Annotated in this window: 15 protein-coding genes and 2 pseudogenes; 13 read left to right on the top strand and 4 right to left on the bottom strand. The window is 42.8% G+C overall.

Annotated elements, in window-relative coordinates:
- Positions 1–177 precede the first annotated feature (177 nt).
- The 7 genes and pseudogenes from WA1_RS33280 (at position 178) to WA1_RS33300 (ending at position 4,916) form a co-directional block, all read left to right on the top strand.
- The gene (locus WA1_RS33280) at positions 178–834 is read left to right on the top strand and encodes a class I SAM-dependent methyltransferase family protein (protein WP_017743730.1); all 657 of its coding nucleotides are present in this window, start codon (positions 178–180) and stop codon (positions 832–834) included.
- Positions 835–840: 6 nt separating this feature from the next.
- Positions 841–1,617 (top strand): class II aldolase/adducin family protein, encoded by a 777-nt coding sequence (locus tag WA1_RS33285; RefSeq protein ID WP_017743729.1) that lies wholly within the window; start codon positions 841–843, stop codon positions 1,615–1,617.
- Between the two features lie 160 nt (positions 1,618–1,777).
- Positions 1,778–2,962: an LLM class flavin-dependent oxidoreductase gene (locus tag WA1_RS33290; RefSeq protein WP_017743727.1), complete on the top strand. Its 1,185-nt coding sequence runs from the start codon at positions 1,778–1,780 to the stop codon at positions 2,960–2,962.
- A 45-nt stretch (positions 2,963–3,007) separates the two neighbouring features.
- Positions 3,008–3,313 (top strand): annotated as a pseudogene (locus WA1_RS58310) (protein tyrosine phosphatase family protein); the annotation flags it as partial.
- Positions 3,314–3,442: 129 nt separating this feature from the next.
- Entirely contained in the window at positions 3,443–4,189 is a 747-nt protein-coding gene (locus tag WA1_RS58315) for a dienelactone hydrolase family protein (RefSeq protein ID WP_026134686.1), read from the top strand.
- 3 nt (positions 4,190–4,192) lie between these two features.
- Positions 4,193–4,357, top strand: coding sequence for a hypothetical protein (locus WA1_RS55720; RefSeq protein ID WP_272819281.1), 165 nt, complete (start codon positions 4,193–4,195; stop codon positions 4,355–4,357).
- 49 nt (positions 4,358–4,406) lie between these two features.
- On the top strand, positions 4,407–4,916 hold the full coding sequence (locus WA1_RS33300; protein WP_017743725.1) for a sterol desaturase family protein: 510 nt from the start codon (positions 4,407–4,409) through the stop codon (positions 4,914–4,916).
- Positions 4,917–5,087: 171 nt separating this feature from the next.
- Here the strand turns inward: WA1_RS33300 and tnpA are convergent, their stop codons facing one another.
- The gene (tnpA, locus tag WA1_RS33305) at positions 5,088–5,495 is read right to left on the bottom strand and encodes an IS200/IS605 family transposase (RefSeq protein ID WP_017743724.1); all 408 of its coding nucleotides are present in this window, start codon (positions 5,493–5,495) and stop codon (positions 5,088–5,090) included.
- Between the two features lie 84 nt (positions 5,496–5,579).
- Between tnpA and WA1_RS33310 the strand changes: the two genes are divergently transcribed.
- Positions 5,580–6,917: an RNA-guided endonuclease InsQ/TnpB family protein gene (locus WA1_RS33310; protein WP_272819452.1), complete on the top strand. Its 1,338-nt coding sequence runs from the start codon at positions 5,580–5,582 to the stop codon at positions 6,915–6,917.
- 100 nt (positions 6,918–7,017) lie between these two features.
- Here the strand turns inward: WA1_RS33310 and WA1_RS33315 are convergent, their stop codons facing one another.
- Positions 7,018–7,908 carry an alpha/beta hydrolase gene (locus tag WA1_RS33315; RefSeq protein WP_017743722.1) on the bottom strand — a complete coding sequence of 297 codons (891 nt, stop codon included), beginning with the start codon at positions 7,906–7,908 and terminating at the stop codon, positions 7,018–7,020.
- Between the two features lie 274 nt (positions 7,909–8,182).
- Between WA1_RS33315 and WA1_RS33320 the strand changes: the two genes are divergently transcribed.
- The 4 genes from WA1_RS33320 to WA1_RS33335 all read left to right on the top strand — a co-directional run bounded on the left by WA1_RS33320 (position 8,183) and on the right by WA1_RS33335 (position 10,588).
- A complete protein-coding gene (locus tag WA1_RS33320) occupies positions 8,183–8,863 on the top strand; it encodes an ABC transporter substrate-binding protein (protein WP_017743721.1) in 681 nt (226 codons plus the stop codon).
- A gap of 274 nt (positions 8,864–9,137) precedes the next feature.
- On the top strand, positions 9,138–9,479 hold the full coding sequence (locus tag WA1_RS33325) for a hypothetical protein (protein ID WP_148662815.1): 342 nt from the start codon (positions 9,138–9,140) through the stop codon (positions 9,477–9,479).
- A 17-nt stretch (positions 9,480–9,496) separates the two neighbouring features.
- Positions 9,497–10,270 carry an ABC transporter ATP-binding protein gene (locus WA1_RS33330; protein ID WP_017743718.1) on the top strand — a complete coding sequence of 258 codons (774 nt, stop codon included), beginning with the start codon at positions 9,497–9,499 and terminating at the stop codon, positions 10,268–10,270.
- 48 nt (positions 10,271–10,318) lie between these two features.
- Positions 10,319–10,588 carry an ABC transporter permease subunit gene (locus tag WA1_RS33335; protein WP_081402988.1) on the top strand — a complete coding sequence of 90 codons (270 nt, stop codon included), beginning with the start codon at positions 10,319–10,321 and terminating at the stop codon, positions 10,586–10,588.
- 308 nt (positions 10,589–10,896) lie between these two features.
- Here the strand turns inward: WA1_RS33335 and WA1_RS33340 are convergent, their stop codons facing one another.
- Positions 10,897–12,555, bottom strand: a complete 1,659-nt coding sequence (locus WA1_RS33340) for an IS1634 family transposase (protein ID WP_026134684.1) — start codon at positions 12,553–12,555, stop codon at positions 10,897–10,899.
- Positions 12,556–12,830: 275 nt separating this feature from the next.
- Between WA1_RS33340 and WA1_RS57445 the strand changes: the two are divergent.
- A pseudogene (locus tag WA1_RS57445) lies at positions 12,831–13,025 on the top strand (hypothetical protein); the annotation flags it as partial.
- A 157-nt stretch (positions 13,026–13,182) separates the two neighbouring features.
- On the opposite strand, the gene WA1_RS33345 reads toward WA1_RS57445, so the two are convergent.
- On the bottom strand, positions 13,183–15,528 hold the full coding sequence (locus WA1_RS33345; protein ID WP_017743714.1) for an FAD/NAD(P)-binding protein: 2,346 nt from the start codon (positions 15,526–15,528) through the stop codon (positions 13,183–13,185).
- Positions 15,529–15,677: the final 149 nt, after the last annotated feature.

The following is a 15,677-nucleotide window of genomic DNA, read 5'->3' on the forward strand; positions in this document are numbered from 1 at the left end:
AATAGATTGGATTTTCATTTAGTATTGCCAGCAGACTTGATTTTGGAAGAGTCTTTATGATACTGTTTATCCAGCATAAACTACTATTAGTCGATAAACTTATCGTAGTTTACTTGATTGACAGCGTGCTTGTCACTCTACGTAGCTACAGTTTGCAAGAAATGAGAAACACCCCTTATGCCAAAAGACTGGTTAGAATGGCACGATCTCTATAATACCGAACCAAAGCTGCAACAGCGCTTGGAAATCGTGCGGGAATACATATCCTATAGCTTGGATGCATCTCCACCAGGAAGAATCCGTGTAGTTAGTGTGTGCGCTGGTGATGGACGGGATTTGCTAGGAACCCTAGCCAATCATCCTCGCGCCCAAGATGTCTATGCAAGACTCGTTGAGCTAAACCCGAATTTAGTTGAACGTGGGAAAACAACTATAGAATCATTGGGTCTGGCAAAGCAAATTGAATTTATCAATGGTGATGCGACGATCTCTGCTAACTATGTAGGGGCAGTACCAGCAGACGTTGCGATCGTATGTGGTGTCTTCGGCAATCTTGCTGATGAAGTTGAACTCAAACGCTTGCTAGACAACTTGAGTTTTCTGAGTAAACAAGGTGCTTTTGTCATCTGGACTCGCGGACACTCTAACGGTATTCCCTATTCCGATGACGTGCGGAAATTTTTGCAGGCATTTCAATTTGAAGAAGTCAAGTTCAAACTTACTGCCACAGGAGATATGGGCATAGGTATTAATCGTTACCTTGGGGAAAATTTACCTGCACCCAAAGAGCAAAAATTATTCGTATTTTCTGGCATTCCCAATAAAGCGAGGTAACAAATTATGGTACAGACTTTCGTCCGTAATGGTAGTCTTGTTAAGCCACCAACCTTTACCTCTGTGGAAGCAGAGCGTCGTCATCGCCAAGAACGTTTAGCAGCAGCTTTGCGAGTTTTTGCTAAGTTCGGTTTTGCCCAAGGACTAGCAGGACATATCACAGCCCGCGATCCCGAACTCACCGATCATTTTTGGGTCAACCCCTTTGGAGTTCATTTCAGTCGCATTCGTGTTTCAGACTTGATTTTGGTGAATCCTCAAGGTGACGTTGTTCGAGGTGATGGTTTATTAAATCAAGCAGCTTTTGCTATTCACTCACAAATCCACGAAGCCCGTCCAGATGTCATCGCTGCGGCTCATGCTCATTCCTTCTATGGGAAAACTTGGTCATCACTCGGTCGATTGCTTGACCCCATTACCCAAGATTCTGCTGCTTTCTATCAAGATCACGCTTTATTTGATGATTTCAAAGGCATTGTGTTAGAAACGAGCGAAGGAAAACGCATTGCTCAAGCATTGGGCGATCGCAAAGCTGCAATCCTCCGCAATCATGGGTTATTAACTGTAGGACACAGTGTAGACGAAGCTGCTTGGTGGTTCATCCGTTTAGAAGATACAGCCCAATCCCAATTGCTAGCAGAATCTGTAGGAAAACCCATTCTGATTGACCATGACATCGCCTTGGGGATTCAAAAACGTAATGGTTCTCACGAAGCTGGTTGGCGTGGATTCCAGTATTTGTGGGATGAAATTACTCGCGAGCAACCAGATTTGTTGAATTGATGGAGATTGAGGAATATCACTTTAGATTTTGGATTTTAGATTTTGGATTTTGGATTGAGAAAGCTGTACTTAAACTTCATCTCAACTAAACTATCTGTTCCATTCTTTTTTCAATCAGATACAATTTTATACCTGATTATCTATACAGACAATCTGAACGATGATCCTCAACCATCACCCTGGTTCAATTGTCGGTTGGGATCGCTTTGCGACTCCAACAGACTTTGACTTCAGCCCCCTTTCTCAAGCATTGAAGCAACCTATATTGCTGGGGTTATTTTTACCAATCCAAGCAGGCGGTTGGAGTGCTTCTACATTACCACGCACTACTGACTGGAGTTTTGAATACAACAAAGCTCTTGTGCTAGACGCTGAGGCACTGGGTTTCGATCTAGTGTTTGCACTTTCACAGTGGTTACCTAAAGGTGGCTATGGGGGCGTATTCAACGGTCAAGCACTGGACTCTTTTGTTACCACAGCTGCACTAACGAGCGTGACACAAAAGATTATGCTGATCTCCACTATCCATGTATTGTACGGACCAATTCATCCATTGCACTTAGCTAAGTATGGTGCAACTGTAGACCATATATCAGGAGGTCGATGGGGTATCAATGTCGTGACTGGACACCGTGCTGTTGAACACGAGATGTTTGGTTGGACACGCATTGAACACGATCGCCGTTATGAACTTGCAGCCGAATTCATCGAAGTGTTACAACGCCTGTGGAACGACGACGAGAATTTCTCCTTTGAGGGTAAATCTTCGTGGAAACTTTGTAGCGCCTTCGTTACACCTAAACCAAAATACGGTCGTCCAGTGTTAGTCAATGCTACAGGTTCAGACGCTGGTATTTCCTTTGCCGCACGCTATTCTGATATTGTATTCATCACTAGTCCGGGTGGTTCGGACTTCATGAGCGCTATCGAATTGCTGCCCGCACATACTGAAAGAGTGAAGCAGGCAGCACGCGATATTGGACGTGAAGTCAGAACACTTCTTAACCCCATGGTAATTAGTCGGGAAACGGAGCGCGAAACCTGGGCATATCACGATGCTATAGTCGCCCATGCTGATTCAGATGCGCCTTTAGGTTTTAGTCGATTTGATAGCGACGCGCACGCCTGGAAAGGTCGTCGGGGTATAGATGCACCGAAACGGAGGGCGATTGGTGGTAATATCGAAGTTATCGGTACGCCAGAGCAAGTGGTCGAGCAGTTTATACAGTTAAAAAAAGCTGGTGTTGACGGGTTGCAATTGAGCTTTTTTGATTTTAAAAAAGACCTAGAATTTTTTGGCGATCGCATCCTACCTCTGATGAAACAGGTAGGTCTTCGGTTATAAGAAGTGTCGGAAACAACGGTCAAGTTATCCTGAAGGTAGTTTGTTATGACAGACATCAAAAAAGTAAGCGAACAGTTTAGTGCAGCAGGACAAATTACCCCTGAAGAATTAGAACAGGCAGCAAAAGAAGGGTTTAAATCTATAGTCAACCTGCGTTCCCCTCAAGAAACTGGCTTTCAAGCTGACGAACAGGAACAGGCACTAGCTGCAGGACTTGATTATACCAACATTCCATTAAATCCTTCCGAACCAAATCAGGAATTGGTAGATAAAGCAATTCGAGAAATCGAGGATTTACCCAAACCAATTTTAATCCACTGTGCTGCCGGAGCTAGGGCAAGTGCTGTTGCTTTAATTGCTACTTCAATTCAAGACGGTTTGACACCAGAGAAAATTACTGCTAAAGCTAAAGAAATTAATCTGAAATTAGATCAACCTCACCTAAAACAATTCTTAGAGCAACAAACTAAGAATAAGGCAATAGATACAGAAGTTCGCACCAATCAGATCAAAATCCCTAATGGCGATTTACAAATAGATGCTTACCTGGCAGAACCTCTTCGTCAAGGAACTTTTCCAGCAGTAATTGTGATTCAGGAAATTTTTGGGGTGAATATTCACATTCGGGAAGTGACACAGAGATTAGCTAAACAGGGGTATGTAGCGATCGCACCTGCAATCTTTCAGCGGATTGCTCCTGGTTTTGAGAGTGGATACACCCCTGAAGACATCCAGATTGGCAGAAAATATAAAGAACAAACCAAAGCCAATGAAATATTAAGTGATATTCAAGCAACAATTGCCTATCTCAAAACTCTGCCAAATGTGAATGGTGATGCGATCGGTTCTATTGGTTTCTGCTTTGGAGGACATATTGTATATTTAGCAGCAACACTACCTGAAATTAAAGCTACAGCTTCCTTCTACGGTGGCGGGATCGTAAACTCAACCCCCGGTGGTGGTGCGCCTACTATTACCCGTACCCCAGATATCAAGGGTACTATTTACGCTTTCTTTGGCACTGAGGATGCAGGAATTCCCCTAGAACAAACACAGCAAATTGAAGCAGAGTTAGAGAAATATCAGATTCCTCACCAAGTCTTCCGCTATCCTGGAGAACACGGTTTTTTCTGTAATCATCGTGGTAGCTACAATGCTTTATCTGCTGCTGATGCTTGGCTCAAAGTTAAGGAATTGTTTGAAAAACAACTTCAGGCGAAAGTATAATTTATGAAATATGTTAATCTAGGTAAAACCGGACTAAAAGTATCCCGTCTATCCCTTGGTATTATGACATATGGCTCGCGCCAATGGCGAGAATGGTTGCTCGAAGAAGAAGAACGCAAGTTACTTGAGGAACCATATAAACCCCACCCAATCTTAGGGCATTGCTAGTATTCGTCAACAATATGCTTAATAGCTTTCTCTCCAAAGAGGAGTAAAAATGTTTAAGGCTTTGGCTTTGGCTTGGCTGTTACTGTTTTTTGGGGACTTTTTTTCTACCTTCTGCTACCACGTACCCGAACATGTTTTTGGTAGCCTCCACCTAAAAACACACCACTCTGCAAAGAAAGAATTCCGTCACTACGCTATCCTGATGTTCAATTACCAGATTCTTTTAGATGGTTTTCTGGGTGCTTTACCGTATATATTGGTGGCATTAGTTTTATGGTCTTTTTCTCCCGTCGGCGTAGTTTTTGGAATACTTTTTGGTCAGTTTCATGTTTGGTGGAGACATACTAGCGTCATCGGTTGGCAAACTCCGAAGCCAGTGAATTTTTTGTGTCAGATTCTGTTCATCACAACTCCCGAACAACATTGGCTTCACCATCAAAAAACTAACGTAGGCTTTGGCGATATTTTTACATTCTTTGACCAACCTGCTAAAGTTTGGTTATCTTGGCTACGCCTTCTTAGATTGCACCTGCGTTCCTCACTGATGCAGCCTGAGTAGTAGTCATTCTTTTTTGAAAATTGCATTGACAAATCTTAATTCTCCCCACTACCTGCGGCGGTAATAGGGGATTTTTAACAAAAACACCGTAATTCCCCACCTTAAGAAGATGGGGAATTACGTGGGGAAAATATCAACTGTTCCCACAGGGGAACGTTGATATTTTCCCAATTAGCTTTTTGGCTTATCTTGAGACTGGATGTATTGCTTGACTATTTCTAATGGAGCGCCGCCACCGGAAACGGCACAATAGGAGTCGCTCCAAAATTTGTCTTTCCAGTAATATTTATCGATAATTTCTTTGAACTCACTCCTGACAATACGACTCGAAGCAGATTTCATAGAACCGATGAGAGAGGAGAGATTATTGTCAGGGTGAAGATCCAATAGCAGGTGAACGTGGTCTGATTCACCATTAAATTCTTTGAGCATACACTTATTTTTTTCGCAAACTCTGGTCAGTGTGTTGCGGATAGATGCTAGCATTGCCTCATTAATAATCTTGTGACGGTACTTAGTAACAAAAACTATGTGTAACTGAATGTTAAAAATAGCGTGTGAGCCTTTACGCATAAACATTAAGCTGTGATATACTAAATGTAGTTTAATTTAAATATGGGAGTTTAGCACTTGCCTGTAGAATATGGAGCGCAAAAAGTAAGGTTGTCTCTACCTTCAATGGAAAAGCAGCTTCTTTTATTCTTATTGGAACAAGCTAATAAATTAGCGAATTGTGCAATTTACGCTTTGCGCCAATCAGTTATTTGGTTTGGTCGGTCAAACTTTAACTTAGAGATGGTTAAGAACGAATTACAGATCGAACTAAAAGAAAACGTGCATTACGCTGTTTTACATTCACAAGCAGGTCAAAGTGTAATGCACAAAATAGCAGAAAACTTTTATGCTTATCAAGAAAGCCTACAGGCTTTTTACGCAGGCGAGAATCCTTTGCGCCCTAAATTACCAAGTTACAGAAAAAAAGGAGGGATGCATGAAATAACTTATCCCGAACAAGCCTTAAAAAAGAAATATGACGAAAATGCATGTCCATTATTAGGATTTCCCTTGGGATGGGATATCAAGAAACTATATGGCGAAGATATGCACCAAATCGATTATATTTGGATGCCATATCCAACCAATATCAAAAATTCTCAGGATATAGTTGAAGTCACTATCTCACCACAAAATGGAGACATATACGCAATTTTTGTGTATAAAGTTTCTACTAGCATTAAACCAGAACTCAATAAGGAATTAGCGTTAGGTATTGACCACGGTGTAAATAATTGGCTGACTTGTTTGCCAAATACTGGCGAAAAAGGATTTATTATTGATGGCAAACAACTGAAAAGTTTGAATCAATTTTATCACAAGCAAGTTGCTAACTATAAGGAAGGGAAATCAGAGGGATTTTGGAACAGTCACTTAGATAGATTAACTGGTAAGCGCAATCGACAAATGCATGACGCTACCAATAAAGCGGCTAGATACATAATTAACTATTGCCTATCAAAAAGGATTGGTAACATTGTATTTGGTTGGAATAAAGGGCAGTCTCAAAACATGGAGATGGGTCGCCAAAACAATCAAAGTTTTGCTGGCATCCCTACAGGTAAACTTAAAGAACGACTCAAACAATTATGCAATTTTCACGGAATTATTTTTCATGAGACTGAGGAGAGTTACACTTCTCGCTCCTCATTTTTCGACAACGATGACCTTCACGTATTTGGTGAAAGACCCGAAAGTTGGAAGGCTAGTGGTAAAAGAATAACTAGGGGAATGTATATCACTGGTAAAAAGCATTCTATCTCAGCTGACGCAAACGGCGCTTGTAATATTCTCAAAAAAATTGCTTCAAAAATTGAAATTAGCCTAGATAACATTACCATAAATTGCTGCCAGTTTTTAGACAGGGTTTATTTGTGGAAACGCTCTAAATCTCAAAAAAACGTAAAAGTACAGCAGCTTGCTGCCAAGGCAATAGGAGCGCATTGAACACGCTCACTAATACAGAATCCCTGTCTTCAGCCGTTCGCGTAGCGTGCCGTTAGGCATAGGCAAGACAGGGTTGTTCAATTTGTGGAGTTTGGTTTCGTTATCCGAGCATGTATTCATCTGACACTGCTCGCCGTCTGAACGGGAGTAAAGTTCTTCCTTTAACATGCCGTGCTAGCCAATCTTCCAAGTCAGCTAACATTTCCTGATAATCGAGATCCCGATGAATGGCATGACGGCTTTGAGGATATTCGTAACGCTCTTTATCTGGAAAGCTAATCTTTTCAAAGAAAACACGACTGCCTTCGGGAAGAGCGACTCGATCGGCTCCACCATGAAGAATCAATATTGGTACAGCTAAATCATTTGCATGGGATTGAATCCAAGCGATCGCGCTTAAAAACTCTGTCGCCAGACGTGCGCTTCCCCAAGAATGCATGAGTCGATCTTGAGTGAAAGTCGCTAGCACGTTCTGATCGCGTGAAACTGTAGCGCCAGCAAAACCAGTATTGAGTGCAAAGCGTGGCATCACCTGTGAGAGTGTGCGCCCCAAGGTCAACTTGACCGGCGAAACACCAACCCGTCCCAAAGGTGGAGCCATTGCGATCGCACCCTGTACTGCGGTTGGAAAGCGTAGTACATAGTCTAAAACGATGGCTCCTCCCAGACTGTGACCTAAGAGAAAGCGTGGGCATCCTGGATGTTGTACCTCAATCAATTTCAAGAAGGCTTTAAGATCTTCTCGAAACTCAGACCACGTATTGATATGTCCTCGTTGACCTTGTGAGCGTCCATGTCCACGCAAATCCAACCCATAGACAGCGTATCCAGATCCGACGAGATGCTCAACTACGTTGCTAAACAAACCACTATGACTTCCTAATCCATGTATAATCAGTACTATTGCACAAGAATTACCGAGTGGATGCCAGCTTTGGTAATAGAGTTTCAGTCCTCTAAATCCTTTGAGGCTCCCTGAGCGATGTTCCATTGTTAAAATCTCTGCTTACAATTATTGCTTTTGGCATTATTGAATCACAGATGCTTTAACATTGCTGGTAAAGTTGATTACTAAAGCTTAAAAGTTGAATTTTTGTTTAAGTAAAGCAGTCCATCTGTCTGCACCTTCAACATATACCTGCGTCAAAAAGCTAGAAGAAGCATTTATCTGCATTGACAATTTTAAAAACTTGACTAAATACATAGAAAAACCGTAATATTAATTTTACTTATAAATATTCATCCTTTTAGTAAGGAGATAGACAGTGAGTAACGCAACACTTAAACTCAAGAAGGTCAGGAATGAGATCGGTGGGACAGTGTTCTCGCTGCCGTACTACGTGGCTCGCGATCGGGGCTACTTCGCCGACGAGGGAATTGAGATTGAGTTCGTCAAGCGTAACTCTAACAACCGCACGCCTGAGATCTCGCTGATTGACGATCATCGGCAGGTAAGCTCTTTCGGCAGTCATTCGCTATTTGAGCAAGGCGAGAGCATCCTCTACCGTGCTTGCGAGTGGGGACAAGTACGGCGCACGTATGACAGATCTTGTGGCGGTCAAGTCGTTGCCAAACGTGCTGCTATTGCAAGCCAAGCAATCGTCGTGCGACCCGACTCACCGTATAACATCCCGCAAGACTTGGCAAACGTGCCAGTTGGCGTGAACTTTCACCACGGTTCCCACTACATCGCTATCCAAATCCTTGAAGGTTTCCTCTCCAAGGAAGAGATCGAAGTGGTGCATATTGATGGCGGCGGTGAAGGCAAGCGCTTCAACCGCTTCGTGGCACTGCGTGACGGTCTCGTCAATGCGGTTGCGGTTATGGAGCCGTGGATTACGGTGGCAGAAAAGCTCGGCTACAAGATCATCGCCGAGGCGCACTACGTGGGTCTGGAAATCGGCAGTCCCGAACTGGATGAGGAAACATTTGCGGCGATCATATAGAGCGATCCGTCGAGCAGTAAAGGATCTACAGGACGACCCGCTCCGGTACGTGAAGTACCTGATCGATGACGTATCCGAAGATATTGTGCATCTCGAACCTTCGGACTTCCATCGCAATCGGTTGCGCTACGCAGACCCAGCACCGTACTCTGAGGTCGATTTTCGCCGCACCTATAACTGGATGGTGAAGTGGGGACTCATCGCTCCCGATGCCACCTTCAAGCAGATTGTCGATAACCGAATTGTCAAGTTTTGATGAGCGATGCATAAATCGATGCGAACGTGGGATCGCCCAATCGGGGTGATCATCACTTTCCAGAAGCCTGATGCAGTTAAGAGATTGGTCGTAGTGGCAAATCGCACTTTCACATATATGCATCAAACCTCACCCGAACAAATCCTTAAGGTGGTTGGAAAACGTTTTGATAATGCCAATTTAGATGCTATTATCACAGGTCTTTGCACCGAACTCAAGCGATCGGTTCCCAAGAATGCCTCCATTAGTCAAACAGCATATCTTGCAGACCAGCGAGTATTCTTAGATACAGGAATTATTAAAAAATTAGTTCCATATTCTCAAGGAGTCTTTGACACATATTCAGGTCGTCGTGCTTAAGGAGAATAATATTAATTATGTCAACTCCTATAATTGCTACCCAACATCTCTCCATTTCTTATTGGAGTCAGAATAAGCGAATTGAAGCATTACAAGATATTAGCTTGACCATAAATGCTGGTGAATTTGTCACACTTATTGGATCAAGTGGCTGCGGAAAGAGCACGTTACTTAATGCGATCGCAGGGTTAGTTAGTCCTAGTGCGCATATAGAAGGCACTTTCAATACTAGTGGTATCAAAGAAATTGGTTACCTGTTCCAAAAGCAAACCTTGTTGCCTTGGCACATCGTGGTAGATAACGTCACTGCTCCTCTAGAAATTCGTGGTGTACCCCGAACTGAAGGACGGAAAAAAGCTTTGGTACTGTTGGCAAAATATGGCTTGTACGGTTTTGAACACAACTTTCCTAAAGAACTGTCAGGTGGGATGCAGCAGCGCGTGTTGCTAATTCGGACGCTCATTTATGAACCCGATGTTGTGTTACTTGACGAACCTCTCAGTAGTCTTGATGCTCAAACACGCGCTCTGTTACAGGATGAATTACTCCGATTATGGCGCGATACGGGATGCACCTTTGTTCTAGTAACTCACGACCTTGATGAAGCGATCGCACTTTCTCAACGAGTCTTTTTACTAAGTGCTCGTCCCGGCAGAATTGTGAAGAAATTTAAGATTGATTTGCCAACAGAACGTTCCGCGCTCACGATTCGTACCGATCCAAAATTTCAGAAAATCCAGCGTGAGATGTGGTCAGAGTTAACTACACAGGTATTACAACAGCAAAATTGAGGATTCGCACTATTTAAAACTTAATAAGAATGACAAGCGCCCTTTCTCATTATTTGGTTTGGTATTGGATTACTCTCCAAAGTCTTGCTAGCAGCTTTGGCAGCTTTTTTCCCCATCTTTTTTACAACTTATCAAGGACTCCAGAACATCGATCGCGAATTAGTTTCTGCTTTTCAGGTGATGGGTGCCAATCGATGGCAGATGTTGCATATGGTTATACTGTCTTCAGTTCTCAGTTGGGTAATTGCGGGGATTCGCACAAGTTTAGGTATGGCTTTAGTAGCCCCCATTCCGCACCCGGACTGTCACAATCGGTAATTACTGGATTAAATAGCCAAATAAAGAATTTAATTATACTTTTATTTCAAAAAAACTAGGTGAGCAAGCATCAAAACTGCAATTTAACACGTCTAAGTCATTCTCAATTGTTAGCAATAAGAAAGCCATAGTTTTTTGAGCGTCTTTTATAAATAAATTTCTATGATTATTGAAATTAATTAATGATATTACTGATAGATAAGCCTGAGAAAAAAAATATTAGATATGATGATTTAGAGCTATTGTATAGAAGAAAAAATAGCTCGGAAGTGGAGAAGTCATAAATTAAGAAAAGCAAAGAGAAGTAATTATGTGACTAATCGATAATAACGGTGGCAATAAGAGGGTAATAACTTCAAAATTAAGTCTCTTTCTTGATTCCAGTTAGAAATTTGTCTGTCCTGATGAAAGGTAACAAGGTGAATTGATTGAAAACATTGGAAGAGCCACTTTAAAGTAGGATTATCTATGGATTTGCCTAACTGATTCTTAACAGTTAATCCTGACTCATATAAAGCTAGTCGTATTTGTCGCTGTGCTAACTTATAAACTAATAAGCATAAACCCATAATCATTGCCAATGCTTCAATTCTTTCGGGTCTTTTAAGATAAACACTATTGGCAAAAAATAATGGGTCTTTGAGAAATGCAAATCCTCGCTCACACGACTGTTGTGCTTTATAATGGTAAATCATGGTACTATTGCCAAGCTGACTTGATTCTAAAACATTTGTCGCAATGATAAATCTTCCAGCACTTAGAGAATCTTGATGAATTTGATTTTCATCCTTCGTAATTGTTGCGGATATTTGATAAACATCTGATGGAATTTCTGCTCCTTGTGCTTTTGGTGTTATTACAGTCACTTGATGTTTCTCAATTTGATGATATTTGAACTTTTGGGAAAGTTTTGATAATGCTTTAACCGCATCCGCTTCACAAGCAAATTTTTCGGCAGCTAACTTCTTCAATTCGCTCCGAGCTTTTTCTTCAGCTTTCAGAATTTTTTGTGAGAGCTTACGTAAATCTACTTCTCTTCTTTCTTGGCTTTGTACAATTAACCATCTCTGTTTTATTCCGCCATAATCACTTTCAGTAGCTACAAACGAATATCCTTTTAATTCGCTTTCAATGAATTTTGATTCTGGTAGTGTTGAGACTAATGATTGTGCTGATTTTAGGCTCAACGGCACTCTACATAACCATTTCAGTTCTGACATGAGTTGAAGATTTGCGGATGAATATAAAGCACAATCTGCCACTATTAAACTATCTAATTGGATTTGCTTTTTATACTCAACAGCTATTTCTCCAAAGTATGAAGAATCTACTCTATTTCCAGATGCTGTTTTAAAAAACAATGGTATATCTGCATCCCCCGTACATATTAATTCTATTAAAAACTGTTTTAAATCTGGTCTATGGTCACGAGAATATCCATAGGTGATATTTATCGCCTGTTTGGATTTTAACTGTGATTCTTCTTGGTCAGATTCGTCTTCAATTTTGAAATTTTCAAATATGACCTCTGGTAAAGGTATTTTATATTCTCCATGTACGTGGATTGATGATGAATCTAAGTGTGATGTTGTTGTCTGTATTTTAAACTTCTTGACAACATTTAAGCTAATTGCTAAAAATATTGTTTCTAATCCTTTGAGAAACATTTTATCCATGACTCTGCCGAGCTTATCATCATTTAAATATTCGGCTTTGACTCCCTCACCTATTAAATGTTCACAAGGGATTGATTCAAAAAATTTGGGAAACATATATAAAGGTTGCGAAACAAATCCTAATCCATTTAAAATCATGGCTTTCACAACATGACCTGCACTTACCTTTTCATCTTCTTCTTTTCCCAATACATCATTGAGAATTTCTACTAATCCAATGGCGTCTACTATTCCTGCTACTATCCCCAAATGGTCTATATTCTGTATAGACATCTCTTCAATATTAAACATAACAACAGAATTCTCCTTCACCATTCTGTCTCCATTCTTCTATATTTCTTCTGAGAAAACTCAAATTTTTCTATTTCTTTTATTTTCGTAACTCAATCTTCAACAGGATTGAATTTCCATTGAGAATGGGAATATATCTCTACTTCTCTTTGTTCTTAATGCTATTAATTCTTAACTATTTGATTGCACTCTACTTTTTCTTTAGTTATTTTGTACTATTTTCTTTGTGTTTTTTTGTATGTGACACTTAGGGTGCGGAAGGGGGGTTAGTAGGGGCGCTTGTAGCTGAGTATATCGGTTCAACTCAGGGGTTAGGCTATCTCTTGATGGCAGCACAAGGAACTTTGAATGTTGATAAAGCTTGGGCAATACTGGTGGTATTGGCATCCTTAAGCGTTTTCCTCGATTGGGGCATTCGTGCTTTAGAATCCTACGTTTTACGCTGGCGATCCAACCCTGGAGAACTATAGTTTAAATACCCCTAAACTAGGGTTAATCAGTTCTGCTTAGGAACTGAACATCAAACTTATTGAATTTTGAGAGTAAGTAGGTTTGAGTAAGTTTTAGAGAGCAGATTCAAATATAACTGGCAAAGGAAAATCTCGGCAATGCCTTTGCCTTGTACTCCTAAATGTACATAGCAAAGTAGTCCTCATAGATTTCAGTATTCGTCGATAGCGTCAGTTCTACTTTTTCACGATCTGCATCCGCCGAACTCTTGCCATTGCTCAGACTTGCTTCTGGCATGAAATCGCCACAGTATTCATTGGCGGGTACGGCTTCGTTCATCTTTTTGGGATAGCTCAAACCTAGATGGCTCATGATTGTGATAAATTGATCGCGGCTACGATACTCGTTCCGAGTCGCTCCTCGAACGCTAAATCGGGGATTGAGGCGTTTTTCTTCGCCAATTGTGGAAACGTTGCGCCCTTTGTAGTCATGGGCGGGATAAACTAGGGTTTCTTCTGGGAGAGTAAATAACTGTTGCGTCACCGTATCGTACAGAATGCCCGCATCGCCCGATTGGAAGTCTGTGCGTCCACAGCCCCGAATTAATAAGGCATCCCCCGTTAACAGATGAGTGTTGTTGACTAAATAAGCCAGATGGCTATCGGTGTGCCCTGGTGTGGCGATCGCCTCAATCTTTACCGTCCCCACAATTAAGGTTTCGCGATCGACAAGGGAGCGATCCGCAGACCGAGCAGTACTATTGAGGGGCACCATTACCTGACAACCCGTTTGCTGTCTCAGTTTACCTGCCCCGGTGATATGATCGGCATGGATGTGAGTTTCCAAACAGTAGCGCAGGGTCAACCCCAAGTCATCCAGCACTTGTAAATCACGGTCAACCTGCTCCAATACTGTATCAACCAGCACCGCTTCTTTCGTTTGACTGTCCGCAATCAGATAGGTGTAGGTGCTCGATTCCGGGTCAAAGAATTGGCGAAACAACAGCGTTGACTGGGGGATGGTTGGTCGAGGAGCGTTGCTGTCTTGTTTAATGGTGCGAGAAAAGGGTGAAACGGGACGCACCCGCACTGGGAGTGACTGCAACAAAGTTACCGCTAGTGCCTGTGCCTGCTCGCGCAGTTCTGGGACGGCGATCGTTTCAAACAAATTGCCTTTGCGCGGCGTACCCAAGGTATAGAGTAGGGTTGAACGGTTGTCCCGAGCATCGAATACGGCACCATCAGCGGCAGTATCCAACCCCAAGCCAATGTCGTTGGGGCGGATCAACCCTTGGTCACGTAAATTGGCAATCAGGGGTTGGGGCGATCGCTGATAATCTGCGTGTACCCCGGTGCAATTCACCACACGGCTAACCTGCAAGACCCAATTCGTTGTCGTTTGGCGTCGGCGAACTGTCACTGCTACCCCGTCAGATGCCGTTTGATAGTCCTGAATGCGTCCGGAGGTAATAGTTAATTGCCCTGAGTCCAGCATTGCCTGGATAACCTTGCCAATTTCGGGGGCAATTCGATGCCGATGTACATCCCAATAGGGGGTGGCATGGCGCAAAAAACGCTGCTGCTCCACGCGGGGCAGTTGTTGCCAGAGTTGCTGGGTGATGGGACGCAGGGAATCAATCACTGATCGCCAGTCGTACCCCTGTGCCTCTGCCGTCTGCACCTCACTGCGAATGCACCGCAGCAAGCCCCGAATTGTTTTGGGTGCGGTGTCTGGGGTTAAAAAGGCGGGGTAGGGTTTTGTCGATTGATGCGGCAGCGGAAATAACCCCCTGCGAGACACGGCATTAATTTTGCCCCGATGGTTGCGCTCGTGAAGTGCCACCACCATATCCACCATAGTCAGTCCAGTGCCAATTAGCAATACAGGCGCGTTACTCTCAAGCTCTGCTAACGCATCGGCTGACCAGGCATGGCGCAGGTAGGAGTTGTTGGTGCGATCGTTCTGCTGTGATGCTGGAGGTTGAGACACTGGGGGAGGAGTGGGCGCATTTCCTACTGCCAGCACAATTTTATCTGCCACGAAAGTACGGCTGCTCCGCAAGGAGACGATTGCTTGTTTGGCTTGTGGCTCCACTGCTACCACTTCATCGATGACGCGCTCCAGCCGAACGTTACTCGAAGCCGTGGCTTCAGCTTCCTCCAGAATAGATTGGATATAAAGCCCGTAGAGCTGACGGGGAATGAAGCTGCTGGCGTTCAAGTCATTGGGTAGGAATGCTGCCAACTCGCTGCGGTTATACTGCAGCCAGCGCAGCAGATGACCGGGATCGTCGGGAAAGGCACTCATCTTGCCTGCGGATACATTGAGCAAATGGCTGGTGGTGTCGGTGCTGTAGGCAACTCCCTTGCCAATTTCGTGACTGCGCTCAATCAGCTCGATCAGCAGGGGTCTGTTGGCAGTTTTTAACAGGTGAGCCGCTACTAAAGAACCACTAAAGCCTGCGCCGACGATCGCGATCGTGGTGGTTGAAGGATGTGCTATCAGGACATTAGAATCAATCACGGTGCTTAATAGAGTGTATGACGACTATTTTTGAGTAGCAGACTTTTGCTACTAACAAAATCCTATATGACATCTCCTCAGGCACTAATGCTTTAATTAAACACTCGTGGTAAAAATAATTTTGTTTATTATACTACATATTTATCGGG

The organism is Scytonema hofmannii PCC 7110 (assembly GCF_000346485.2).
GTDB classification, from domain to species: Bacteria; Cyanobacteriota; Cyanobacteriia; order Cyanobacteriales; family Nostocaceae; genus Scytonema; species Scytonema hofmannii.